The following is a 25,611-nucleotide window of genomic DNA, read 5'->3' on the forward strand; positions in this document are numbered from 1 at the left end:
AATCGATTCGTATGGGCGAGGAAACCGTCGTCGTCGAGTGTCGCGACTGCGAGTTCCGCGAGTCGTTCACGAACCTCCGGCGGGCGCGCGTTGCGCTCGACGATCACGAGTCAACGGGACACGACGTCGACTGGCAAATCGATCGCGTCGCCGCCGGCGTGGAACGGGCGGGAGCCGACGCCGGTATCTGCGGAATGCCCGACTGCGAGAATCCGGATACCCCGCTTCTCGACCGGCAGCCGTCCGACGACGAGTCGTGACGACCGTCGGCACCGCCGGCGGTGGGCCGGACGAGCCCCGTATCTCTCACCGCAACCGCGTCCCTCGCTCGAGGATCGAGTTGCTCGTCGGAGACGGCCGTCCCCTCGAGTTGGCTTCGCGGAGTTTTCGGACGCGACGGTCCGGTTTCGGGGAAGACTGTAGTCTGTCCGCGGCGAAGGCGTCGCCATGATCTCTCGCCGAACGTCGCGAGCGGTCGCCGCACTGCTCGGACTCGTCGCGCTCGCCATACTCGGCTACGCGCTCCGGTGGCGATCGAATCCGTCGCCGTGTCCGTACTCCCAGCGCTACGCGATCGACCTTCCGCGGCCGATCATCACTCGTTCGCGGTTGCGCGAGGTTCTCGAGCCCCGTCCCGGCGAACGGGTTCTCGAGGTTGGCCCGGGAACGGGCCACTACACCGGAACGGTCGCGCGGGCGATCGACCCGTCGGGAACGCTACACGCCGTCGACGTCCAATCGGAGATGGTCGAGCACCTCCGGACGCGGACGCGCGAGGAGGGACGGTCCAACGTCGAAGCGATCCGCGGCGACGCACGGTCGCTTCCGTATTCGGACGACACGTTCGACGCCGCGTATCTGGTGCTCGTCCTCGGCGAGATTCCCGATCAGCAGCGAGCGCTCGACGAACTCGAGCGGGTCCTGAAGCCGGACGGCCGACTCGTCGTCGGCGAATCGCTCCCCGACCCTCACTTCGTCGGGTTCGAACGGTTACGCCGCCGCGTCGAACGGCGTGGATTGGCGTTAGATGCGCGCGTCGGGACTCGAGCCGGGTATTTCGCGCGCTTCGACGCGGACACCTCGGAGCGGTCGGCCGATCCCGTCGAATAAGTGGTTGTTATAGATTCGTGCAAAACTGACTGGACTGTACTGATGATCGAATCGCCGATTCAGACTTCCCACAGCGATCGAATTAACCATACTTCCGGTTTAAACGGCCTGAGCAAATCCCCCCTCCGATACGATGACGAACCGCTCGATAGACGTCGCAACTATATTGTACAATATTCACAAAACCTTTAAACAGCGTCGGTCCGTACGTGGTGGTGATGGCAACTGATGCACGCGACGACGTTTCGGCGGGATCGCTCGACGAACCGATCTACATCGACGGGAGGAGTCACCTCGAGGAGGTCACGGCGGCACACGACGTCGTCCTCGTGGACTTCTACGCCGACTGGTGTGGCCCCTGTCAGATGCTCAATCCCGTCCTCGAGCGACTGGCGGGCGAGACCGAGGCCGCGATCGCGAAGGTCGACGTCGACGAACACCAGCAGCTCGCGGGGTCGTTCGGCGTTCGCGGCGTGCCGACGCTGGTCCTCTTCGCGGACGGCGAGCAGGTCGAACAGCAGTCCGGCGCGCTGCCGGAAGACCGACTCCGCACCCTGATCGAGAGGTACACCGAATGAACGAGGAAACTGAAACGACCGCGGACGTTCGCAACGTGGTGATCGTGGGGTCCGGCGTCGCCGGGCTCTCGGCGGCCGTCTACGCCGCGCGAGCCGACCTCGAGCCGCTGGTACTCGAAGGCCCCGAACCGGGCGGCCAGCTGACGCTGACGACGGACGTCGAGAACTACCTCGGCTTCCCCGAGGGCGTCGGCGGGATGGAGCTGATCCAGAACGGCAAGGAGCAGGCCGAGCGTTTCGGCGCCGAGTTCACTCACGGCACCGTCGAAAATGCGACGCTCGAGGAACGGCCGTTCGAACTCGAACTCTCGAACGGCGATCGGCTGCGAACGCGCGCGCTGATCGTCGCGAGCGGCGCGAGCGCTCGCTGGGTCGGCGCCGAGAACGAAGACGAACTGATGGGGTACGGCCTCTCGACGTGTGCGACCTGCGACGGCGCGTTCCACCGCGGCGACGACGTCCTCGTGATCGGCGGCGGCGATTCGGCGATGGAAGAGGCGCTGTTCCTCGCGAAGTTCGCCGACAGCGTGACGGTCGTTCACCGCCGCGAGGAGCTGCGCGCCTCCGAGATCATGGCTGACCGCGCCCGCAATCACGAGGCTATCGAGTTCCGCTGGAACACGGAACTCGAGGCGCTCCGCGGCTCGCAGGAGGAGGGCGTCACCGGCGCGACGCTCGTCTCCCATCCCGACGGCTACCCCAGCGAGAAAGCCGCGAACGGCGTCGACGTGGATCGGGAGACCGTCGAGGTCGGCGGCGTGTTCTACGCGATCGGTCACACGCCGAACACGGAGTTCCTCGAGGGGACCGCCGTCGAACGCGACGAGCGCGGCTACCTCTACACTCGAACCGACGACGCCGGCCGCGCGACGACCGAGACGACGGTCGAGGGCGTCTTCGCCGCCGGCGACGTCGCCGATCCGGACTATCAACAGGCGATCACCGCCGCCGGAACCGGCAGCATGGCGGCGCTCGACGCCGAAGCGTACCTCGAGACGCTCGAGCGGACGACTGCGGCTGCGCTCGAGGTGTCTCCGTAGTCGCACCCGCCGCGTTTCTCCGTAGTCACACCCGCCGCTGGTGAAGAGTCGGATCGCGGACAGCTGCTCCGTCGGCGTCAACTCCGTCCAGAAACCCGGCTTCGCCGCCGTCGAGCGGCTCTTTCAACATGAAGTCACCGCGGTCGAACAGCGAGTTGGAGGGGCCAGCCCGGAAGGCGCTGTCTCAGTCCGCAATCTCGATTCCGCTCATTCGGCGGCAGTCCCGGGAGCGACGCCGAGCCGCCCCTCGACGAACGCGGCCACGTCGGCGGCGAACGCCTCGACTTCGTCCCAATCCGTGAACTCGACGTCCCCCGAGTCGTCGGCAGGGGGCACGTCCGAGATCGTTCGCGTAGCGATCTGTTTCATCATCAGTCGCTTGAGGAACCCGTATTTCGAGTACCGCAGCGCACCGCCGAAGAATCCGATTCGATCGGGATGCCACCCCGTTTCGTCGGCGAACGCCTCGAAGTAGCCCGCGGCCTGCGCCCGTCCGTCCTCGGTCGCGGACGACAGCGATACCTGGAAAAACGCCGTCGGCATCGCGTTCAGAGCCGCCCGATTCGACCGCGCGAAATCGACCACCGAGGACTGGTGCGTGCCGAAGTGGATCGACGCGCCGACGAGAGCCGCGTCGAACTCGCCGACGTCGAACTCCGCCGGGAGTTCCGTCACCTCGAGCGTCGACACCTCGTAGCCGCGCTCCTCGAGCGCATCACCGATTCGTCCGGCGACGGTCGCCGTCTGCCCCTCGCCGGTGCCGTAGAGGACGAGAACCGAGACCATCGTAGCGGGACGTACCCCGAGCAGATGTATAAAACGATCACGGAGGGTATAACTGGGCGGCCGTCGGATCGGTCTCGCTCCGCACTCGATCCGCCCGACCGATGCCGGCTCAGCGGGGACGGCGAATCGACGGGGACCTGAGCACCGATAGTCGTGTTTCGTGTTTCGTATTCCGTATTTCGATGGCTGTCACTACCTCCTCTCAGGTCGGAACGCTGACCGTGACGGTCGTTCCGGCCGGCGACGTCTCGAACTGAACCTCTCCGCCGACCGCGTCGATACCCCAACTGACGATCCAGAGGCCGAGGCCGCTCCCGTGATCGAGCGCGTCTTCGGCTCCCTCGTCGAGCACCGCCAGTTCGTCCTCCGGGATCCCCGAGCCGTTATCTTCGATCGTGATTATGTACTGGGAGTCGTCACTTCGGCACCCGCGGACGGCCACGGTCGGATCGTCGTCGTCGTTGTGGACGAGCGCGTTCTCGAGGAGATTCGTTAGTACGACCTCGAGGATTTCGGGGTCTGTTCGAACGGTCGCCGACTCCGTCCGTTCGACGGCTGTCGTCGCGTCCGGGTAGCGGTCGCGAACATCACGTGCGAGTCCGGACAGCGTTTCGTCGATATCGATCGAGACGAGCTGGAGGTCCCGTTGTCGAACGCGTTCGAACTCGTGGGCTCGCTCGCCAATTTCGATCAGTTCCCGCCCGCTCTCGCGTAACTGACCGAGCCAGGACTCGATCTCCGTATGATCGCTAACGCTCTCTATTACATCGGCCGCGCCCATGATCACGGTCATTTCGTTGCGGAGGTTGTGGCGGAGGATTCTGTTGAGAACGGTCAACTGCTGCTTTCGCTCGAGTTCGGTGGTGACGTCTTGGAGGACGATCGTTCGTCCGACGGTCGCTCCGGCGGGTTCGGTCAGCGCCGTCGTTGAGATCGAAAACGTGCGGTCCGACCGTTCGCCGCGTGTCGGAATCGTCTGAATTTCATCGGTCGGTCGTCCGTCGGGCCCGATTTCGACGTCGAATCGGTCCGATAGCGGCTCGTAGAGCACGTCGTTCGTTTCACAGTCGAAGAGGGCCTCGGCTTCAGTGTTGAGTTCGACGATCCGTTCGTCGGTGTCGACGATGACGATGGGATTCGGGAGGTCGTCGATCGCGGTCCGTTCGGCCGACCGCATCGTCGTCGGATTCGTCTCGAATATGTTGGTTCCCACGAACGCGTAGGCATCGAGTCCGACGTGAGCGAGAAAGAGGGGTGGGACGAGGAATACGTCCGGGTACGGTCCCACCCCAGTCATCCAGATGGCGAACCCGATCGCCGGCGGGAGCGTACTGAGTGTGATCGCAACCGCTTCGCGTCTGTACAGCGGTCCGTAACTGACCACCGTTTCGATCAAGAGGAGAATACCGACGCTGGCACAGACGACGCCGAAGAAGATAGTGGCGTATCCCAACGGTTGGATCGTATACAGCACCGTCGAAATGCCCAGCGATCCAACGAGCCGAAAGTCAGTCCATAGCAGATCTGAGTACGGATACGTGAAGGTGACAACCGTCACGAGACCGGAAACGGTCAACAACGAACGAAACGACCGCGTTTGGATGAGATGTCCCCTGCCGGTATAATCAAGCCCGAAGGCGAGGAAGGTCGGGCCGAGCCAAATCATTCCGACCCACACGAGCGCTTCGAACAGCACCCGCCAGGTCGGATCCGAGACGAACAGTCCGATGCCGTACGCGAGACACCAAAGTGCCTGTGCACCGAGTGTGATCATAAACCACCCTGCACCCGGTCTGCCTCGGTGGCGATTCAGATACCAAATTAAGCCCACGGTCCCGACTCCGGCACCGAGTGAGCCGACGGTGACGGCGATGGCAATTCCTGTACTTCCCAACAAGTCCTTTCGAATCACTGAATCAAAATACAATAAAGGTTGGTAACTGGGACAGTTGATCGGCGTGAGGACGGATAGAACGCCCCGTCGTGAAGAACGACAGAAGCAGGTACCGCTGCTCCACGCCGATCAGCGCGCCCGCGGAGCAGTCGGTGTCGAGTACGTTGGTTCAGTTAGGGCCCTTGAATCGGATGGCGGCTCTCGATCGCTAAATAGCCGAGTATAGAGCTATTAGTAGCGAATATCTAGTAGACGGCGGGAATCACCGTACTAGATGCCTGATTCTATCACCAGCAAACTATCGACGGAGTACGAAAACCTGCACATCGGAATTGCACTGTACGATCCGGAGTCCGGCACGATTTTGGACGCGAACGAACGATTGGAGTCACTGTTCGGATACGCGACTGCTGAACTCCGCGAACTCTCCATCGAGACGTATTCTGCAAACACCTACTCCCTTTCGGAAGCTGATTTCATCGATCGACTTCGGACGAGTGCAGCGGGGTCGTCGCACCAATTTAGCTGGCGAGTCAAACGGGCGGACGGAGAGTTAATTTGGGTACAGATCCAGCTGTCTCAAACATCCGACGACGACGAGTACGTCTTAGCAGAAATCAGGGACGTGACTGAAGATTACAACACCGGCCATCGTGAAGAACTCTTCTGGCGTATCCTTCGACACAATCTCCGAAACAAGGCGAATACGCTCATGGGGTATAGCGAGTTCGTCACCGTGAATGCGGAGACCGATGAACTGTCCGACGCCGCCGAAAAAATCGAATCCTGCGCGACGGAACTCGGCACCCTTACGGAGTCGATCAAACAGATCCAGTATGCGGTAGAACAGGCCGACTCTCAGCGAATCACTCGAGATGCTACCACTGCCGTAAGAGAGATTATCGACGAGGTGACAGCCACCTACCCGTCTGCGGAGATCTCGCTGGAAGAACGGGAGCAGATGTGGGTCACCGTCGATGAGGGGTTCAGATATGCGCTCACGCAGGCCCTCGAGAACGCTATCGTTCACAGCGAAACGGAAGCGCCTGTTGTGACGGTCGTAATCGGTCCCTCGCCGAATACGGGCCGCGTCGAAATACGGATTCAAGACAGGAACCCCCTGATTTCAGAGACCGAGATCGAGAGCATCTACACGCGAAACGAGGTCACGAACACCTCTCACGGGTCCGGCGTCGGGTTGTTCGTCATGAAGTGGTGTATCGAATCGCTCGGCGGTGAGCTCACGTTCGAACGACGAGCGCCGCGAGGAAACACGGTGTACTTTTATTTGCCGCCACAGGAGTCTCCGCATCGATCGTCGTAAGTTGCCGTTCCGTGCGGTTGTTCTCGCGGTATCAAGGTGGTCGCTCACCTTCGTTTCACGAGCGTTCGACGCGTACAGCGCATCGATGACCCAGACACTATCGTGTAGACGCTCACGGCCGTCCGGACGCTCTCGGCGGATGTTGATCGGAGGTCACGCTTCGAGATCGCGTAAGACGGACCTGTCACTCCACGGATCGGCGGGTGGTATCGATCACAGCTCTGCTATCGGATCGCTTCTGCGTTCTCGAGAAACCGTTCCCCTCAGTGGAAGCTCGAATTCACGACGATTAGCCTCGTCGCTGGGTTTCGTTCTCGTTTTCGGACTTCGTGCTGTCCTCCCAGCGAATCCGAACGTATATCTATCGGAGATTCCGTATGGTAATACATGAGGAGTTCTCAGGCAGAAGATAAAAATCGGGCAGCGGAGGTCGTCACCGGGTTTTTAGACCGAGACCTCGTTTCAAAAGAGGTTAGGGTTGACGCGGTCTCAAAGTTAGAGAACGACGATCCCTTCCGAGCCTTAGAAATTATTTTGGAAAGTCGAAACTCGGTCCAGTGAGGGCCGACGTTTCTCGGCCGACGTGGTCAACGTAGATTCTGCAGTGAGGGTCGGTATTACCACTGTTTGCCCCTCGAGTAGCGATACCGATCACACGGGTTGGACCGAGACACCCACATTTGTACAGCACCGCTCGCGTGAGGGAGCGATCGGTAGCAGTAGATCAGGGAGCACTGGTCTCTAACTGTGGTTTCACGCGACAAACATCCGTCAGAACGGTCGAAAAATAAGATAGCAAAGAAGAATTTTAAACAGTCAACACTTTCCTTATAGGGACTTTCAGGATTAGCATGGGGACGACAGCCAACCCTGATACGAATCAGGGGAAACCGCGGGGATTGGGAGAAAAAGTCACCGAATTTATTAGATACATACCCGACGGAACGTCGATACCAGAGGAGATGTGGAATAACCGCCATCGGAACATCCTCTTGCTGATCGCCGTACAGGTGCCACTGCTGTTACTACTCGGCCGCTACGAGGGGACCGAATCCGTTACCGGAGCGGAGATTCCAGCCACCCCACCGTGGATGCTCGGTGGACTTTTGACGGTTATCATCGCGACTACCGCGCTCTCGAGTTGGTCACGGTTCGGACGACGGCAACGGACCACGCTCGCAGCGTTCAGTGTGATGTCCGTCTCGATGGCGCTGGTGAAGTTTTCGGGCGGCTACATCGAGGCGCACTTCCACTTTTTCGTCTTCATCGCGATCCTCGCGCTGTACGAAGACTGGCTTCCGTTCGCGATCGGGATGGGGTATGTCGCGATCGGCCACGGTGCGTTCAGCTTGATCGACTCGAGCCTCGTCTATAACCACTCGGCGGCGATCGCGAACCCGATCGTCTGGGGCGGCATTCACGCCGTGTTCATCACCGGCCTCGCGGGGGCGCTCATGGTGAACTGGTATTCGATCGAGAAGTCTCGCGAGGCAGCGCAACGACAACTCGAGTTGGTCGCCGAGCAGAAGGCCGAAATCAAAGACGCCGAGGAAGCGAAGGCTGAGGCTGAGGAGGCGAAAGCCGAGGCCGAAGCGGCCAAAGCAGAGGCCGAAGCGGCCAAAGCGCAGACCGAAAAGCGCCGCGAGGAAGTCGAGCGACTCAATCACCATCTCGAGCAGAAGGCCAGCGCGTACAGTTCGGTAATGAATCAGGCGGCCGATGGCGATCTTACCGCTCGACTCGACGCCGACAGCGAGAGCGAGGCGATGGAACGGATCGGGCGTACGTTCAACGGCATGATGGACGACATCGAAGCGACGATGGCGGAAATTCAGTCGTTCGCCCGCGACGTATCGGCGGCGAGTGAGAAAACGATGGACGGCGCGACGACGGCTGAAGAACTCAGCGAGAACGTCACGCAGTCTATTTCGGAAATCGCCGACGGTGCGGACGAGCAGCGAGAGATGCTTGCGGAAGTTTCCGGCGAGATGAACACCCTCTCTGCGACGATCGAAGAGGTTGCCTCGTCCGCAGTGACCGTCGTCGAAACCTCACAGGAAACGGCGACCATTGCAGAAACCGGCGAGGCGACCGCGCGAAACGCGATCGAGAGCGTCGACGAGTCACAGGCTGCGATCGACTCTACTGCGGCGACGGTCCAGGAACTCGACGACCGGATGAGTGATATCGGCGAAATCGTCAACCTGATCGGCGACATCGCCGAGCAAACCAACCTACTCGCACTGAACGCTAACATCGAAGCCGCAAGAGCGGGAAGCGACGGCGGAACGAGCGACGGGTTCACGGTCGTCGCCAACGAGGTCAAACAGTTGGCCGAAGAAACGCAGGAAGCTGCGAAGGATATCGAAGAGATCATCGCCGGAACTCAAGAGCAAACGGCCGCAACCGTTGCGGAAGCCCGTACCGCGGAGAAGCATATGGAAAACACTGCTGACGCCGTTCAAGAGGCCGCTGCTGCGTTCACCGACGTCGCCGAAAACACTGCACGAACCAACGACGGCATTCGTGAGATAAGCGAGGCGACCGACGACCAGGCCGCGAGTACGGAGGAAACCGTCTCGATGGTTGAGGCGGTGGCGACGATCAGCCGGACGACCGCCGACGAAGCGAGCAGCGTCTCCGCAGCCGCAGATGACCAACTCTCCGCGATATCGCAAGCGACTGCCGAAGCCGGTTCGCTTACCGATCACGCCGAACGGCTCCAGCGACTCCTTCAGAAGTTCGAAGTCGGTGGCCAGTCATCGGTAGGAAATGCGGCTCCGGGCCGTGGTGGTGCAACTAATACCTAACTCCCTCGGTAGCGCTGTTCGAAATCGAGAACTCGAGGAGTTAGTTCACGAGGACGGTTTCATTCGGCGACGCGGATTCGCAAGAGGATTTTCACGGGCGGGTTTCGAAGTCGATGAGCCGCCGCCTCGTCGAGGCGCTGGAACCGTACGGATGTATCAACCGGTGTTACCGGAACACTCGGAGTTCCTCTCAACGCTAACTGAGCGGACGGGCGTCCCGATCGCCACCGGTGAACGGGTCCACTCGCGGTACGATTTCAAACCGCTTCTCACTGAGGGTGCGGTGACGGTCATCCAGCCTGACGTAACGCACGTCGGCGGCATCACGGAACTACGGAAGATCTCGACGATGGCCGAGGCGTTCGACGTGGCCGTCGTTTCCTACTGTCCGTTGAGTCCGATCGCCTTCGCGGCGAACCTGCAAGTGGTCTTTTGCTCGCACAACGCCGTCATGCAGGAGCAGGATCTCTCGCTTCACGACCCGACGGAGAGCGTCGGACTGCAGTATCTGGAAGATCCAGAGACGTTCGACTTTGACGATGGCTACGTCAGTCGACCGACCGACCCAGGGCTTGGCATCGACGTTGATGGGTCATACGTGCGCGAACAGTCACGTGGTGACGTAAGGTGGTATAACCCCGTCTGGCGTCACGAAGACGGCGGAATCGCCGAGTGGTGACCGCGATCGCGACTGGTCACCCGGCCTGGGTACTGAGACGACAGCGGATATCGTCGGCCTCCGTTGTATGAGTATCCCGAACAGCGACGGGCAATATCGTTTAGTAGGTTGGCACAAAAGACCCACTCGCTTCCGGTACGGAAGCGCGGTATGCGAGGGTGGTTTCGATGGTAGGGGCGACTCTCGCATACCGGGGCACCTTACGGTGCAGACATAGGTTTGTAGAGGCATTACTTAGGTATATGTGACTCGGCAGGCACCGTCCTCTCGAACGAGGTGCGGTTCCGGATCCGATCTAGTCTGACCCTCGCTCGAGAAGCGGTGCATGCCGCCACTATACTCCGATAGCTGCGACGCTATATCGACCCCGAAAAGCCGGCGCCGGTGCTCGGCGGCTACGGCGATCCCGCTAGAGAGTGACCTGCGATCCATCATCGGGAACGAGAACGTCTTCCGTCTCCGAGCGCAGTTCCTCGCGCGAGAGCAGGCAGTGATTGATGGCCTCCATGTGAACGACTGCGACCGCCGCGTCGGTCGCATCGCGGACGGCGGTGACGTCCTCGACGCCCATCGTAATCGGTTCGCCCTGTTCGAACTGTGCTTCGCCCCCGTTGAGGACGACCAAGTCCGGGTCGAACGCCCCGAGCGTCTGCTCGACCGGCTCATACCAGATCGTATCACCGGCGACGTACAGCGTTTCGTCGCTTTCGAAGACGAATCCGGAAACCGGTCCCATCTCCTCGGCTAACTGTCCGTGTCCGTGGCGACCGGGCGTCCGGTGGATAGTGACGCCGTCAAACGAGACCTCGTCGTCGACGGGGCGCACATCAGTAAACCCCTCGTCGGTGAACGCGTCCGCATCGTCGGGTTGGCAGAACAGCGGAACGTCCGCCTCGAGTTCTTCCATCGCCGCCTCGTCGAAGTGGTCGGGGTGACGGTGGGTAACGACCACGGCGTCGTGGGACAGGTCGACATCGGGCATCGGGACGAGCGGGTTCCTTCGCTCGTTCGGCGAATTCGGTACGGGTGGATTATCACCGGGTGATGCAAACATCGGATCGACGAGGAACGTCGTCTCGCCGATGGTCACGAGAAGGGTAGCGTTCCGCACGAGTCGAACGCTACTATCGGAGTCGGTTGTCATACGAGAGTCACTTGGAGCGGAGCCGGGTTGGGATTTGCGGCGAAATAGTGCAGCGTCGACACAGTGGACGGGATCCCTGTGTCGATTACGTTAGTCGTCTGCCGGCGCTGCGCTTTCTTGTTCTTCGACGTACGCCATGATCTCGTCCGTTTCGGCGACGAAGTTGTCGTAGTCAACCTCGTTTCCGTGAAGTATCGTCGAGAAGTAACTGGTAACGCTGGCCAGGTTCACGGCTTCCTCGAGTTCGTCGTCCGTCACCGCCGACAGCCGCGCTTCTTCTTTGTGGAAGTAGGTGCAGTACGGACACTTCATCGCCGCTGCTGCACCTAGTTCGATGAGTGCTTTCTCGCGTGGGCTCAGCTCGGTTTCCCCGAGGCCGAGATCGCGAAAGATTCCCCAACTGTGCTCGCTGGCCGGCGCTGCCAGCATCTCCATCCAGCTCGGTACCTGCCCGAGGTACTCCTCGATCTCTTGGTGTATCTGCTCTGGTGCCATGGTCTCGCCCCCCGTTCGTGTGAACGGCGATCGTGCCCGATACGGCGTCAACTGGTATCGAACACCACCGTCTTTACCACAATACATTACTTAATACTTTTTGGTGAAAATAATTGGTGACTGGTACAGAGTATTTGCTGTGCAATCCAGTTGACTAGCCGACCACATGAGCGTCAGTTCTACGAATACTGGGCCAACAGCGCTGGATACAGAGACGACACGCTCACGGAATATGACGAGGTCGTGCGACGCTGCTATGACCGAAACCGTCCTCGAGGAGCTCAGTGTACGGCGTGACCTTCACTCCGACGAGAGGAGGTCGCCGACGTACTGGTCTTCCCATTCGCGGCGGGCCTCGAGTTCGCGCTGGCCGCGCTTGGTAACGGTATAGAAGTTCGTTCGACGGTCGGCCTGTCCCTTCTCGACGAGCCCTTTATCCACGAGCGTATCGAGATTCGGATACAGCCGGCCGTGGTGGATCTCCTTTTCGTAGTAGTTCTCGAGTTCCTCCTTGATCGCCAGGCCGTGTGGTTCCTCCTGACCAGCAATCGTGTACAGCAGGTCACGCTGGAATCCGGTCAAATCATACATGTCCAAGTCGAGATAGGTAAGATAATCAGATATAGGTATCGAAAACCGGTCATCTGAACGCGTACTCATCTACGGACTCTGACGGAAAGCGACCTCGCGATCTGACGTCGCCAGACAGCAAATTTGGTTCCGAATACTGTTTTCTTGTTGATGTTTAAGTCGTCTTGACCAGAGTCTCACTCAAGAGTCGTTATCGACCACGTACTGTACGGTGGTTTCACTCACTACTTTATGAGACGACAACAGTTTACCAGTGATGGACCCACTCGAGATCGGCGGACGAATACTGGCTGGTATCATCCTGATCGGCCTGAACGCCTACTTCGTCGCGATCGAATTTGGCCTTACACGCGCCCGCCAATACCCGAAGTCGGAGTTTAACACGCCGGGTCTCGAGCTCGCCTGGAAGATGACCGACGACCTCGAGTTCTACTTGACGACGTGTCAGATCTGGATCTCCGGCACGAGTATCGCACTCGGGATCGTCGCCGAGCCCGGGCTAGCGGCCCTGTTCGAACCGCTGTTCGCGAATACGGCGCTGGCGTCGGTCGGCGCCGGCTCCTTGCTGGGATTCTTACTCATCAACTTAATCCACCTCACGCACGGCGAACAGACGCCGACGTATCTCGGCGTCGAACGCTCGAAGCAGGTCTGTAAGTACGGCGCACGCCCGTTGTACTGGTTCGCGAAGGTGCTCGCTCCGGCGATCAAACTCGGCGACCTGGTCGCGAAGGGAACGCTGCGACTGTTCGGCATCGAGATGACCGGTGCGTGGCGTGAGACCGAACGCGAGGTTATCGAATCGCGTGCCGATCTCCGCAACCGGCTCGGGTCGGTTCTCGAGGAAGGCGAACTTCCCGATGAACGACGCGAGGAGGTGATGAACGCCTTTCAGATCGGCGAACAGCCCATTAGTGAACTGATGGTCCCGCCGGACGAGATCGTCGCGCTGTCTACCGAAGCACGTCCGGAATCGAACTTTCAGAAAATGGAGGAGCGGCCCCAAACACGATACCCCCTCGTCGGCGACGACCTTACCGACTTCCGCGGCATCGTGTATACGCCGATCCTCGTCAGAAACCGTGAGGAAATGACCGACGGCAGCATCGATTTCACGGAAGTCGCTGCCCCACCGATGACGATGTCCCCTGATACGGACGTCAGCGATGCGATCGACCAGTTCCAGACGGAACAGCAGGAACTGGCGCTCGTGATCGAGGACGGTGCGGTGGTTGGGTTGATAACCGTGACCGACCTCTTAGAAGCGGTTATGGGCGATATCGAGGATCCGATCGACCAGGGACGACTCTCGTAGCGATCTCGGTCGGTTCGCCCTCACTCGACGGAACTCACTCCGCCGCGGCGCCGATCGTCAAGACCGGGACCGGTGCCGTTCGAAGCACCCGCTCCGTCGTCGACCCGAGCAACCGCTCGTCGAGTCCCCGTCGGCCGTGCGTCCCCATCACGATCAGATCGGCACCGACGTCGGTCGCGAACGAGCGAACCGTATCCGGCACTGAACCCGTTTCGACCGCTGTCTCGACATCGTCGATGCCCGCTTCTCTCGCAGTGTCCGCGCCGTCAGCGACGATTTCCTGTGCGTTCTCCTCGAGTCGATCGAGGACTGGCGAGGAGCCGACCGCAGCCCCGAGTGCGGGTTCGTCGACGACCGAAAGCAGGTGCAGCGTTGCATCGTACTGTGTCGCAACGTCCGCGGCGAACGCCATCGCTTTCCGCGCGTTATCGCTCCCGTCGGTCGGGACGAGAATATCATCGTAGGGATACGGTTGCCTCGCGTCCTCGTCCGCCCGGACCGCCAGGACGGGAGTCTCGCACGCGTTGACGACGTGTTCCGTGACGCTTCCGAGGACGTAGTTCTCGAGGCTGTCTCGGCCGTGTGTCCCCATGACGACGAGATCGATGAACTCCGGTTCGGCCGCCTCGACGATCGCCTCCCGCGGATCACCCTGCACGATATCGTCGGTGACGGGAACGTCCTGCTGCGTCGCTTGCTCGCGCGCATCCGCGATGACGTCTTCGCCCTCCTGTTCGAGGGCGTCGACGACGGATCCCGCTTGCTGTGTGAGACTCGGTTTGTTCGTGTTCGCGACGTACAGCAACTGGACCGTCGCCCCGTTGGTGGCCGCGATCTCGAGAGCGTAGTCGAGTGCGGCAGCCGCTGGCTCACTGCCGTCGACAGGGACGAGAACGAAATCGATCATACAGGGTGTTCGGACAGGAGTCACATATCGTTACTCCCGACTCGAGCGATCGGTGTACTCGCAAGGAAGTCGATCCTCGTTGCTCTCGAGGAGTTCGTTACGGCACCAACGGACGAGGGGTGAGCCGGATAAGGAGTGCGGTACCACTGATCCGGATTGCGCGCTGACCGGCGTCACGGCAGGGTTGGTCGATCGAGTCACCGCTACCGCACCGACCTCGATTACGACTCGTCGGCGTCGGTCGCGTCCGCGTCGAGTTTCGCTCCGCAGTTCGGACAGTGGTCGTAGCGGAGGTCGCGACTCGCTCGATGGACGGCTTCCATCGCCGTGCGAATCCGCTCCTCCGCGTCTCGTTCTGCGGTAGCCGAAAGCGATGCGCCTTCGACTTCGATCAGGAACCTCGCTACCTCGGTCGCCTCGTACATGATATCGTCGAGTTCGTCGGCCGTGAAGAAATCGGCGTAGGCCCCGTAGAGAACCGTCGCGCCGGCGGTGCGAACCTTCTCCTCGAACGAGCGGCGCGACTGGTAGACGGCCTGGCGCGTGTACGGTTCGTCCATGAACGGGACGAGGTCGGGTAGGTTCTCGCCGATCTTCGTCATCTCGACGCCAGTACCGGTCCGGAAGTCGGAACAGAGGCGTGCAATCGCCCACTCGCGGGCCGTAAAGGCGACACGCTCGCGGAGAAAGTCGTTGACGCGGTCGTAGTCGGCGTGCTCGAGTCGTTCGAATCGATCGGGTGCGACTGCGCTGCGCTCGGGTGATGAATGCGTATCTTCGGGCATGGTGGTTTTCTGCGGTTGCCCGCATCACGTACACGGCCCCGACGAGGATAACGTTGTCCGTCACGCCGTCCGTCGAATTCCACCTTACTCGGGGGTCGAATTTCGCCTGATCGAAGGCTGCTCGAGCTGGCCCTAACGGGCCGTCATTTCGATGTCCGGATAGCGTTCCAAATTCACTTTCACTCCGCTACGCGAGCCCTTTTTGACGCCGAACCCGTTTCCGGGATATGGTCACCGGACGAAATCCAACCAGACCATCGTTCCAGCTTGAGCCCGAACGAGGTGGGGCTCGATGACGCGTCGTTCACCCTCCGACGCCGGGACAGCCGATGGCAGCCATTCCCGGCTCGAGAACGGTCGGACGCTGAATCGCATCACATTCCGAGCGACCGACGAGCAGCTCGCAGCCCTCGAATCGCTGGTCGAGGCTGACGTCTACCACTCCCGAAGTGCGGCGATCCGAGCGGGGATTCAGCAGTTGCTCGAGTCTCAGGGGTCGCCCGATCGGAACCGCGACCGATCCTGACGAATTCGAGACGGGCCGAGGCTTACGATCACGGCGGCGAATCTAGTCGAGACTCGCCCGAGGTTTCGAGCGATAGGCGTAGACCAGCGCATGGATCGTTTGTGTGATCGCTCATCGAGAGCGACTGCCCGGTTATCCTCCGTCCGTGAACACCGACGATTGGTCAGTTCCATCCGACGACTCCGACTGGACGCGGTCGATTACGCTTCCGTATAGTTTCGTAAAGGGCGTCGCCGTGATCCCGTGGATTAACACCGAACTCGCGATGACGAGGCTGGCTACACCCCAGACGAATTCATTGCCCAGTATCCGGTGGGCAACTGTTGCGTAGAACAGCGCTGCGATCCCGATCGGACCAAACCACCCTGCGAACAGTGCATCGCGGTCGTCCTCGACTGACGGAACCGTCTGGCGGAACACCACCATCATCGGCGCCCGTCGGAAGAGGAGGATGCCCGCTGCAAGAGCGACTCCCGCCCATCCTAACGAAACCCACTGATCGATCGGCAACGCCATCCCGAAGAACACGAAGATCGGGAACGTAAACAAGCGAAGCACCGTCTCTTGGACCTTCTGCTCGTCGGCTTCGTCGGTTGCATCGGCGAACTGATTGAACAGGAGTCCAGCGACGAAAGCGGCGAGAATGCCGTCGCTTCCCAGCAACTTGACGCCGCCTAACACAGCGACGGTGAGGGCGACGGTCACGCTCAGCAGCGACGTTTCCTCGAGGAAGTCGTGCGTTCGAGACTCGCTCTCGATCCACCCGGCGGCCGCCCCGATAACTGCGCCGACGAGAATCGCAGCGCCGACTTCCCAGAGAAGCGTCGAGAGCAGCCAATCGGTGAGCGCCCGTTCGGGCGAATGCTGGAGGACGAGCATCGGCAAGAAGACGATCGGATACGCTAATCCGTCGTTGGCACCCGATTCACCGGTGAGGAGGTTGCGAATCGGTGACGGGATATACTGCGTTGCCATGTCGCCCGTGACGATCGTTCCGGCGAGGACTGGATCCGTAGGCGTGACGATCGCGCCGATAAGCAGCGCTATCCAGAGCGGGGCATCGACGAGGAGATAGACGAGTCCGCTGCTGACAAGCCACATCCCGATCATTCCGGGAACGAGCACGGCGGCCATCGACCGCACGTGGTCCCGAAAGTATCGCTGCGGGAGCCGGAGCGCTGCCGCCATAACGGCGAGTCCGACCGTCAACCGGGCGAACTGCTCGAGGATCGTAAACGGATCCGCCCAGCCGGACAGGCGAATCAGGCCGAGCCCCGGGGGACCGATAAGAATCCCCAGCAGTACCGCTGCCATTGGCTCCGAGAGGAAGTACACCTTACTTCGCATAAACCCCGCGACGAGACTCAACACCAGCGTCAACCCACCGATCGTGACGAACGCAATGTTCAGTTCTTGCATAGTATCGATCCCGGAACCCGGACCTCCGGGATTGATCGCATCAAACGAGTTGTATTGAGCCGATTCAGCGATCAGTGAAATAGGGGTTCGGCCTGCAATCGACGTACGGCATTCGAGTTCTGGGTCCACCAGTTTCCATCTCGTCCGGTTCGAACCGCTCGACCGGAACGCCCGAATGCACGATCGAGCGCCGGTCAGCGGTCAGAGACGTCAGTGGTCGTTAGAACGGCGCCTCGGGCTCCGTCTCTTCCTGCGTCGCACTCGCATCCGTTCCGGGAACGCCGTCGTCCGTTTCCGCTTTTCCGATCAACACGCGGAACTCGTCGGGCTCTTTTCGGCGATACGTCCACCGGAACTCCGGTCCGGCCTCGGCGTCGAACTGGTGGTACAGCGGTTTCGGATCGTGATCGTTCACCAGCACGAATCCCGTACCGCCGTCCAGTTCGGCGTACGCTTTAAAGATCCGTTCGTGACGCTGGGCGGGTGGCAGGTCGCGAACATCGAGTTCATCGACGACCTCGAGCGATTCGTCGTCCGTCGTCGCCTCGTCCGCGTCCTCGTCCCTGTTTTCAACTTCATCAGCGTTGCTCGCGGTCGCCTCGCCGCCACCGCTTCGTTTCGTGATCTGGACGCGACAGCGGCCCGGTTCCTGTTCGACGATCTCCCAGTCGAAGGTATCGCCGTACTGCTGGCGGAACTCGCGGCGGAGCGGCCGCGGCTCGTGTGGCGCCACGAGTTCCATCGTCGCACCGTCGGGGAGCATTCCGTACCGGTGGTGAATCGTGGGATGGCGCTCCTGCTTCGGGATTTCGCGAACGTCGTACCGGGTAACGACGTCCTCGCTGTCGGCCGCTGAATCGGCCGTTTTCTCGATCTCGACGCGCCATTCTCCGTCGCCCTTGCTCGCGTACTGCCAGTCGACGATATCGCCGTGCATCGAGCGGAGTTCGTGGTACAACGGCTTGGGATCGTGGTCGTTTACGAGCACGAACCCCTCGCCGGCAGAGAGGGTATCGAAGATTTCGAGGAGGACCCCGTGGCGACGCTGCGGTTTCAGGTCCCGGACGTCGATCGTCCCGTGCTCGTCCTCGAGCGGGTCACCCACCGTTACTCGAAGCTCCCGTGGTTCTTCGTCCGGATCATCGTACTCCCACTCGAGTGCGCGCTCGTGCTCGAGCTGGTACTGAACCAGGTGTGGATCGACGTCTTCCGCAGCGACGATTTCGAAGACGTCGCCGCGTTCGGCCTCGGTCAACGCATCGAAGAGTCGGGTCCGATACTCGTCGGCTGGTCGCCCGCGTAAGTCGATCTCGGTGGCCATCGTCGTAGTAGAAACTTTCCGGCCGGAGGGATGGCACCTGTGCCGAACCCGTTCGGGGATGTATCAGACGTCTCACTCTGCCTTCCGTTCGACTCGTGTTACCCTTCGATCCGGGACAGCGCGAGGTCTTTCGCGGTGTCATCCCCTACAAACGGCGTTTCGCCGATGCGGATCTCCGAGACCCACTTGATGCTCTCCCAACAGTCGCGGTCGGTATCGAGCGGGACGAGCCGTGCTGGACCGCCGTGCTCGAGCGGAAGCGACTCGCCGTCGAGTTCGAGCGCGAGGATCGACTCCCGGAGTCGATCTAACGGGAACGAACAGGCGTACTCGCCGTCCATCGCGCGGACGAGGCCGTACTCGCTCGCTTCGGTCGGTTCGGCGTCCTCGAGGAGTCGCCCAACGCGGACGCCGCGCCACGAGAGCCCGTTCGCGACCCACCCCTCGGCGCACGCGAAGTCGTCGGCTGCCGTCTCGAGCGGGTATGCGACGAGGTCTTCGGCGGTGAGCCGAAGCGACTGATCGACCGCTCCGGTAAGCCGAAGCGTCCACCGGTCGGGGTCGACGTCGTCGGGAACGGCGTGTGGTTTGAGATCGCTCATCGAATCCGTTTACGACGACATCACGTAAACGGTTGTTCCGAACATATTTCGGCCCCACCCGTACTCTCGCTCTCGAGTCCGGGGTACAACGTCGTTCTGGCGTAGTTCTGGGAGCGAAGGTATTCCGTCGGTTCCCACCCGGTAAGAATCGACTGACCCGCTATTCGACGGGGATTCATATGTCGGTATATGAACGAACGTACTGAGCGGTCCGGACTCGGTCTCTCGCGGCGGACGCTTCTCCGTGCGGCTGGCGCCTCGAGCGTTTCGGCCATCGCAGGCTGTATCGCGCCGACCGGTACCGAAACGGAGACAACGGTTCCGACGACCGTCGCGGCTCACTCCTCGCCGGCCCTCGAGAAGTGGGTCGACGAAGTGCCCCGGCCCGGCGTCGTAGAGCCGACCGGCACGAAGGACGGCCATCCCTACTACGAGATCGAAATGCGCGAGGTCGAGCAGAAACTCCACAGCGACCTTCCACCGACGACCGTCTGGGGGTACGGCGGGCAGTTCCCCGGCCCGACGATCGAGGCCGAACAGGGCGAGCCGATCTACGTGCGGTGGCAAAACGGCCTGCCCGACGACCACCTCTTGCCCGTCGACACGACGGTCCACGACGAGATGATTCCCTACGACATCGACGGCGTTCGGACCGTCCCTCACCTCCACGGCGGGAACGTCGAATCCGCGAGCGACGGCAAAGCTCAGGGATGGTTTACCCGCGACTTCGCGGAGACGGGGCCGAAATTCGAGAACAAAGACTACTACTACGTCAACGACCAGCCACCGGCGACGCTGTGGTACCACGACCATTCGGTCGGCATCACGCGGCTGAACGTCTACGCCGGTCTCGCCGGGTTCTACCTTCTTCGGAGCGACCACGAGCGCGAACTCGATCTGCCGGCCGGCGAGCACGAAATCCCGCTCGTCATACAGGATCGGAGTTTCAACGAGGACGGGTCGCTGTTCTATCCGTCGGCCGTTTCAGCGGACCGCGGTGGCGACGATTCGTATCCCGAGACGAGCATCGTGCCGGAGTTCTACGGGGATACACCGGTCGTCAACGGAACGGCCTGGCCGCGACTCTCGGTCGACCCCGAGTCGTACCGGTTCCGCCTGCTCAACGGCTCCAACAGTCGCTACTACACTCTCAAACTGCTCGCGTACGACGAGTCGGCCGGGGAGACCGGTACCGACGGCCCGTCGTTCGTCCAGATCGGGAACGACGGTGGCCTCCTCTCGGAGCCCGTCGCGGTCGACGGCCGCCTCGAGCTCGGCGCAGGACAGCGGGCAGACGTCGTCGTCGACTTCTCCGACTACGCGGGCGAGACGTTGCTGCTGCACAACGACGCACCGTCGCTGTACCGCGGCTCGCTCGAGGACAGCGACGAAACGAAGCCGCTTCCGGAGATCATGCTCGTCGACGTTGCGGACTCGACGACTGGCGATGCAACCGGGTCGGTACCCGACGAATTGACGACCCTGCCCGAGCTTCCCGTAGAGTCGGTCGATACTCACCGCCATCTGACGCTTGCCGGCGGGACCGACGAGTACGGACGGATGAAACACCACCTCGGGGACCAAGCGCAGCCGTCGGGGTACGCGCTCGACGATCCCGTCACCGAGAAACCGACGGTCGGAACGACCGAAATCTGGAGCATCGCCAACAATACGCCGATGTCCCATCCGATGCACCTCCACCTCGTCCACTTCCAGGTGCTGGGCCGGGAGCCGCTGAGCGACTACGACCCGGAGACGGACGGCATCGATCCGGAGACGCTCGAGGGGCCCGAGCCGTACGAACTGGGGTGGAACGACGTCGTGACCGTCGATCCCACGGAGGTGGTACACATAATCGTCCACTTCGGTGAGTTCGAGGGGCTGTTCAACGACCAGACGGGCGAGTACATGTGGCACTGCCACATGATCGAGCACGAGGACTACGACATGATGCGGCCGTTCGAGGTGCTCCCGGAAGACGACGAAACCGACGCGGCCTAACTCGAGTTCCCCTCGAACCGTTCGATCGGTCTCGCGTGGATTCTCAACGGACTGCTCCGAATGTGGGGTCCTGACTAGACGGAGGCGGCGATGCGTCGATCACCCCTCCAGACGAGCCGCCCAGACAGCCGTCGGCCGCCGACCGAATCCGGTGATACGCGTCTTCGTGTGGGCGTGCGATCGCTTCTCGAGGCGGCTCACCGCTGCACTCGAGAGGGAACGCCGATCCGGTACGCGATTCGACCGTCGGTTTCGTACTCGAGTCTCCTGTCTCGAGGGTGTCGCCAAGGCGACAGCGCCAAAAAATTACAGCGCCCCCGCCCGTATCCGCGCGAAAAATCTCCAGTTGAAGCTCACGAAACAGGGGAGGTAGACCGGACGAATAATGAAAATAATCTATCTATGAATATTCAATAAATATATCTGATTTGAATAGGAGATACTGGATAATGTCTATTGATGCTAACCAAGCACTTATTGCACAGTTTTCCGGATTCATTTCTTCTAAACAGATATCGAAAGAAGAATGGGAGACTATCTCAATGGAGTTTGGTGTTTACGATATTGCCAAAAACACGGATAGATTTTTCAGAAGTTGGTATTTTGGCGATGAAGATAAAGCAAATAGGACGGCGAAGTTTTTGAAAAGTGTCCATGACGAAGATAAGGATTTGGCGATAGCGATCATGAATCGAGTTTATCAAAAAGTCGATGGAGCAGCTCAAGATGAACTCGATGAGTACCCCATGGTCCAACAGATTGAGGAGGGCGTTGACGAGGGATCACTAACAACTCCAAATATCGCATATCATTCAGACCCATTCATTAATGTGAGTAACTCACCCGAATCATTTTATCCTGGCCTAATAAGCGAAATAAACACTTGCTATCAAGCAGAAGCCTATAATGCTACTTTGGTTTTATCTCGTAAGTTACTAGAAAATGCTTTGATAGAAACATTACGTTCGAGATTTGCCATGGAAGAAGGTATGCACTTATTCTTCAATGAAGATCGTAAACAGTTCGTACAATTCGGAGGGTTGATTGATAATTTTAAGGAGGAAATAGACCATTTCAAACCGTTGTCTGATGCGGTCGATATGGAATTAATCAATAAACTTCACGAGATTCGCTATCAAGGAAATGCAGGCGCTCATTCGATCGAAAAGAAGGTGACAAAAAGTGATGTAGATGAATATTCGGAAATGATAGAAGAGACCGCAACGGTATTATTTAGCCTTCGAAGGAAATCTTTTGATGAAGATAACGTAACACCTTCATCAGCTACTGATGAAGCTCAGTCTAATAATACAGAGTTAGACAAAGAACTTTTCCAGACATCAGATTCTGAGATTTTATCAGAGTATTCAACGGATGTTGATGATTTGTTCCGTTTCTCGAATGAAGGAGAATTATATATAACCGATAGCGAGAAGTACTCCCTAAAACAAAAGATAAGAATATACTTTTTAGCTCATCAATATGGAGCAGAAACGGAATTAGTTGACTCTCCAACAGTAACTGTCAATGAGCTCATAGAAGAGTACAATCTAGATATGGCAACTGTATGGCAAATAATCGGAGAATTAGATTGTCTTCGGGATATAAATCGGAAAGATGGTGAGTTTGAGTTTGATGTTCAAAAACTTCCAGAAATCCTCCCAGAAATCACCGATACATGAGTTAGATATTTAACCTATACACTAGCTGTTCCACACAACTTTTTGCGATCATACGCCGCGGTATTATAGGTACTAACGGGGATTTTCTACCCTGATGCTTATAAATAATAAAGTCAAAGACAAAGTTATGGAAATAGATATAGATCCGCTCATATTGATCGTATTAGGTTTCATCTTGATTGGTGCAAGCGGATTAGCAGTACTGCTTCTGAATATTTTCTTCAGTCCGTTATTTTGATTATATTATCCGATCCCCCTGTGGTCGTACATCGACAGAATTAGTTTCCCGAATATGTACACGAGTATCGACTTGTCGTGGTCACAATCAAAATAGACCGTGTGAGCGACTACAGCGACAACTCAGAACATCTTCCAGAGATCTGTGACACAATATCCAGACACTACTCTACGAAAAATAGGGGGCCCGTGTTCACAAACGGCTACTGACGGCATCATTCTGTGAACCAAACGGATCCGACCACGGGCGCAAGAAATAGCATTTCGAACAGACTCGAGCGTCGGTTCGGTCACCAGCTACTGCATCAGTATACAGTGACAGCCTATTCACCACGGAACTAACGTAAAATCACAGCGGCAGCTCACAGACGCTGGGGCAGGGTAAACGAGAATATCGTCCCATCGCCGGGTTCAGAGTCGACCCAGATGTCCCCACCGTGGCGGTCGATGATACGGTCACACAACGAGAGCCCAATTCCAGTCCCCGAATGCTCGTCGCGGCTATGGAGTCGCTCAAACACGCGGAAGATACGCTCAGCGTCATCGGACTCGATACCGATTCCGTTATTCTGAACCGATACAACCCACTCTGAACCATCGCGTTCGGCGGACACACGGATTCGCGGTGGCCCCTCGCCGCTGTACTCGAGCGCGTTCTCGAGCAGATTCTGGAAGACCTGGCGGAGTTGGTTCGTATCGCCTTCGATCTGAGGGAGTTCCTCGACGGTAATAGCTGCATCAGCGTCGTCGATTTTCACCTGCAGATCCTGTTGTGCCTCTGCAAGAACGTCGTTGAGATTGACTGCCTCGAACGAATCGCCCTGCGTTTGGACTCGAGAGGACGCGAGCAGGCCGTCGATCATCGCGCGCATCCGTTCAGCACCGTCGACCGCAAAGTCCAGAAATTCGCGACCCTCCTCGTCGAGGTCGTCGGCGTACCGGTTCTCGATCAGTGGCAGGTAACTCGAGACCATCCGCAGCGGTTCCTGTAAGTTATGAGAGAGGCTTACAGGTCAGCGACCCCAACTATGCGTTCGGCCGAGTAAGTAGATACTGGCGAGGGGGGTGGGGGACATACTGTCGTTGCCTGCCAGTCTTGGCCCGAAGACAGCCCCTCCTCGTCTATTGTACCGATATCTTGAGGGGTCGTGCACTCGATTGAGGCTCAAAGTGGTTTCTGTGGAGTCGCAAGTCACGAGAGGAGGAGTACCTCGGCTGAACTGAGACGGGCCTGGATCGGACTCCAGACCCGGTGATGATGCCAACGAATAGCTGATTCGCTGTCGACGAAGGGGACGGGGTGGGCCGACGGAATATCGGGCAGCGCCCCGTCCTCCTCGCGTTTAACTGTTTGGTCAGTCAGTGTTGTAGATCTGTTGGTTGGCAACTAGATTGCCTGTACCGCTCCGCCAAGACAGTCTACTCTAACCATCAAAGACACGAATACACGTATCCGGGGCCCACCTACTGCAGTCACGAGCCGCTATCGAGGAAAGCTTGAAGAGCAGAAGTGTGGTTGACATCATCTGTCATGGAATTTGCACACGACGAATCGAGACGGCGACTCGAGGAGACGGTTGCGAACGGCGAGCCGATCATCGGCGCGGGTGCCGGGACGGGCATGTCGGCGAAGTTCGCCGAGCGCGGCGGCGTCGACCTGCTGATCATCTACAACTCCGGTCGGTATCGGATGAACGGGCGGGGCTCGCTGGCCGGCTTGCTTCCGTACGGCGACGCCAACGAGATCGTCCTCGACATGGGACGACAGGTACTGCCGGTCGTGGAGGACACACCCGTACTAGCGGGGGTCAACGGAACCGATCCGTTCCGGCAGATGGACGTCTTCATCGAGGATCTCAAGCGGCGCGGATTTGCCGGCGTCCAGAACTTCCCGACCGTCGGGCTCATCGACGAAGACAGCCAGTTCCGCCAAAACCTCGAGGAGACGGGGATGGGCTACGACAAGGAAGTCGAGATGATCCGGGAGGCCGCCGCCCAGGACATGCTGACGTGTCCGTACGTCTTCACCGAGGAGCAGGCCCGCGAGATGGCTGAAGCTGGCGCGGACGTGATCGTCTCGCACATGGGACTGACGACGTCGGGCGACATCGGCGCCGAAACGGCGCTCGATCTCGACGCGGCCGCCGAACGGGTACAGGCCCACCACGACGCGGCCACGGCCGTCAACGACGATGTACTGGTCATCTGCCACGGCGGGCCGATCGCCTGGCCGGACGACGCCGAATACGTCCTGAACGAGACGGAGGGCGTCGTCGGCTTCTTCGGGGCGTCCAGCCTCGAGCGATTGCCGACGGAGGAGGCCATCGAGAACCAGGCCCGCGAGTTCAAATCGATCGAGGTCTGA

Annotated in this window: 22 protein-coding genes and 1 pseudogene; 12 read left to right on the top strand and 11 right to left on the bottom strand. The window is 59.6% G+C overall.

The features are described from left to right. The first annotated feature begins 11 nt into the window (after nt 1-11). The 4 genes from ATJ93_RS18940 (at nt 12) to ATJ93_RS18955 (ending at nt 2,728) form a co-directional block, all read left to right on the top strand. On the top strand, nt 12-260 hold the full coding sequence (locus tag ATJ93_RS18940; protein ID WP_120246222.1) for a DUF7542 family protein: 249 nt from the start codon (nt 12-14) through the stop codon (nt 258-260). 187 nt (nt 261-447) lie between these two features. Further along, a complete protein-coding gene (locus ATJ93_RS18945) occupies nt 448-1,110 on the top strand; it encodes a class I SAM-dependent methyltransferase (protein ID WP_120246223.1) in 663 nt (220 codons plus the stop codon). A 218-nt stretch (nt 1,111-1,328) separates the two neighbouring features. Beyond that, a complete protein-coding gene (trxA, locus tag ATJ93_RS18950) occupies nt 1,329-1,688 on the top strand; it encodes a thioredoxin (RefSeq protein ID WP_120246224.1) in 360 nt (119 codons plus the stop codon). After that, the gene (locus tag ATJ93_RS18955; protein WP_120246225.1) at nt 1,685-2,728 is read left to right on the top strand and encodes an NAD(P)/FAD-dependent oxidoreductase; all 1,044 of its coding nucleotides are present in this window, start codon (nt 1,685-1,687) and stop codon (nt 2,726-2,728) included. Before trxA ends, ATJ93_RS18955 begins: the two co-directional genes overlap by 4 nt. 207 nt (nt 2,729-2,935) lie before the next feature. Here the strand turns inward: ATJ93_RS18955 and ATJ93_RS18960 are convergent, their stop codons facing one another. Together ATJ93_RS18960 and ATJ93_RS18965 are read right to left on the bottom strand one after the other, a co-directional pair. Further along, entirely contained in the window at nt 2,936-3,514 is a 579-nt protein-coding gene (locus ATJ93_RS18960) for a flavodoxin domain-containing protein (RefSeq protein ID WP_120246226.1), read from the bottom strand. Nucleotides 3,515-3,716: 202 nt separating this feature from the next. Beyond that, a complete protein-coding gene (locus ATJ93_RS18965; RefSeq protein ID WP_245977699.1) occupies nt 3,717-5,426 on the bottom strand; it encodes a sensor histidine kinase in 1,710 nt (569 codons plus the stop codon). A gap of 256 nt (nt 5,427-5,682) precedes the next feature. Here ATJ93_RS18965 and ATJ93_RS18970 point away from each other — a divergent pair, with 256 nt between their 5' ends. The 3 genes from ATJ93_RS18970 (at nt 5,683) to ATJ93_RS18980 (ending at nt 10,221) form a co-directional block, all read left to right on the top strand. After that, nucleotides 5,683-6,732 (top strand): PAS domain-containing sensor histidine kinase, encoded by a 1,050-nt coding sequence (locus ATJ93_RS18970; RefSeq protein WP_120246227.1) that lies wholly within the window; start codon nt 5,683-5,685, stop codon nt 6,730-6,732. 962 nt (nt 6,733-7,694) lie between these two features. Then, complete coding sequence (locus ATJ93_RS18975; protein ID WP_211334095.1) at nt 7,695-9,542, top strand: methyl-accepting chemotaxis protein; 1,848 nt, start codon at nt 7,695-7,697, stop codon at nt 9,540-9,542. Nucleotides 9,543-9,705: 163 nt separating this feature from the next. Then, nucleotides 9,706-10,221 (top strand): enolase C-terminal domain-like protein, encoded by a 516-nt coding sequence (locus ATJ93_RS18980; protein ID WP_211334096.1) that lies wholly within the window; start codon nt 9,706-9,708, stop codon nt 10,219-10,221. Nucleotides 10,222-10,630: 409 nt separating this feature from the next. Here the strand turns inward: ATJ93_RS18980 and ATJ93_RS18985 are convergent, their stop codons facing one another. The 3 genes from ATJ93_RS18985 to ATJ93_RS18995 all read right to left on the bottom strand — a co-directional run bounded on the left by ATJ93_RS18985 (nt 10,631) and on the right by ATJ93_RS18995 (nt 12,451). Then, nucleotides 10,631-11,365: an MBL fold metallo-hydrolase gene (locus tag ATJ93_RS18985; protein ID WP_120246229.1), complete on the bottom strand. Its 735-nt coding sequence runs from the start codon at nt 11,363-11,365 to the stop codon at nt 10,631-10,633. Nucleotides 11,366-11,455: 90 nt separating this feature from the next. After that, entirely contained in the window at nt 11,456-11,860 is a 405-nt protein-coding gene (locus ATJ93_RS18990) for a carboxymuconolactone decarboxylase family protein (RefSeq protein WP_120246230.1), read from the bottom strand. Nucleotides 11,861-12,160: 300 nt separating this feature from the next. Beyond that, nucleotides 12,161-12,451, bottom strand: a complete 291-nt coding sequence (locus ATJ93_RS18995; protein WP_013875869.1) for a PadR family transcriptional regulator — start codon at nt 12,449-12,451, stop codon at nt 12,161-12,163. 256 nt (nt 12,452-12,707) lie between these two features. Here ATJ93_RS18995 and ATJ93_RS19000 point away from each other — a divergent pair, with 256 nt between their 5' ends. Next, complete coding sequence (locus ATJ93_RS19000; protein WP_120246231.1) at nt 12,708-13,766, top strand: CNNM domain-containing protein; 1,059 nt, start codon at nt 12,708-12,710, stop codon at nt 13,764-13,766. Between the two features lie 34 nt (nt 13,767-13,800). Here ATJ93_RS19000 and ATJ93_RS19005 read toward each other — a convergent pair whose 3' ends face one another. Then, entirely contained in the window at nt 13,801-14,673 is an 873-nt protein-coding gene (locus tag ATJ93_RS19005) for a universal stress protein (RefSeq protein ID WP_120246232.1), read from the bottom strand. Nucleotides 14,674-14,894: 221 nt separating this feature from the next. Next, complete coding sequence (locus tag ATJ93_RS19010; protein WP_120246233.1) at nt 14,895-15,458, bottom strand: DUF5806 family protein; 564 nt, start codon at nt 15,456-15,458, stop codon at nt 14,895-14,897. Between the two features lie 292 nt (nt 15,459-15,750). Between ATJ93_RS19010 and ATJ93_RS19015 the strand changes: the two genes are divergently transcribed. Beyond that, on the top strand, nt 15,751-15,984 hold the full coding sequence (locus tag ATJ93_RS19015; RefSeq protein ID WP_120246234.1) for a ribbon-helix-helix domain-containing protein: 234 nt from the start codon (nt 15,751-15,753) through the stop codon (nt 15,982-15,984). Nucleotides 15,985-16,116: 132 nt separating this feature from the next. On the opposite strand, the gene ATJ93_RS19020 is transcribed toward ATJ93_RS19015, so the two are convergent. The 3 genes from ATJ93_RS19020 to ATJ93_RS19030 form a co-directional block, all read right to left on the bottom strand. Beyond that, entirely contained in the window at nt 16,117-17,403 is a 1,287-nt protein-coding gene (locus ATJ93_RS19020; protein WP_120246235.1) for a cation:proton antiporter domain-containing protein, read from the bottom strand. 220 nt (nt 17,404-17,623) lie between these two features. Then, the gene (locus tag ATJ93_RS19025) at nt 17,624-18,724 is read right to left on the bottom strand and encodes a DUF2249 domain-containing protein (protein WP_120246236.1); all 1,101 of its coding nucleotides are present in this window, start codon (nt 18,722-18,724) and stop codon (nt 17,624-17,626) included. 98 nt (nt 18,725-18,822) lie between these two features. Then, nucleotides 18,823-19,326: a molybdopterin-dependent oxidoreductase gene (locus ATJ93_RS19030; protein ID WP_120246237.1), complete on the bottom strand. Its 504-nt coding sequence runs from the start codon at nt 19,324-19,326 to the stop codon at nt 18,823-18,825. 189 nt (nt 19,327-19,515) lie between these two features. Between ATJ93_RS19030 and ATJ93_RS19035 the strand changes: the two genes are divergently transcribed. Together ATJ93_RS19035 and ATJ93_RS19040 are read left to right on the top strand one after the other, a co-directional pair. After that, nucleotides 19,516-21,327, top strand: a complete 1,812-nt coding sequence (locus ATJ93_RS19035; RefSeq protein WP_120246238.1) for a multicopper oxidase family protein — start codon at nt 19,516-19,518, stop codon at nt 21,325-21,327. Between the two features lie 449 nt (nt 21,328-21,776). Next, nucleotides 21,777-23,009, top strand: a complete 1,233-nt coding sequence (locus tag ATJ93_RS19040; protein ID WP_120246239.1) for a DUF4145 domain-containing protein — start codon at nt 21,777-21,779, stop codon at nt 23,007-23,009. A gap of 599 nt (nt 23,010-23,608) precedes the next feature. Here ATJ93_RS19040 and ATJ93_RS19045 read toward each other — a convergent pair. Next, nucleotides 23,609-24,247, bottom strand: a pseudogene (locus ATJ93_RS19045) (sensor histidine kinase); the annotation flags it as partial. A gap of 530 nt (nt 24,248-24,777) precedes the next feature. Between ATJ93_RS19045 and ATJ93_RS19050 the strand changes: the two are divergent. After that, complete coding sequence (locus tag ATJ93_RS19050) at nt 24,778-25,611, top strand: phosphoenolpyruvate hydrolase family protein (RefSeq protein WP_120246241.1); 834 nt, start codon at nt 24,778-24,780, stop codon at nt 25,609-25,611.

Source organism: Halopiger aswanensis, assembly GCF_003610195.1.
In the GTDB taxonomy this organism is placed as follows: Archaea; Halobacteriota; Halobacteria; order Halobacteriales; family Natrialbaceae; genus Halopiger; species Halopiger aswanensis.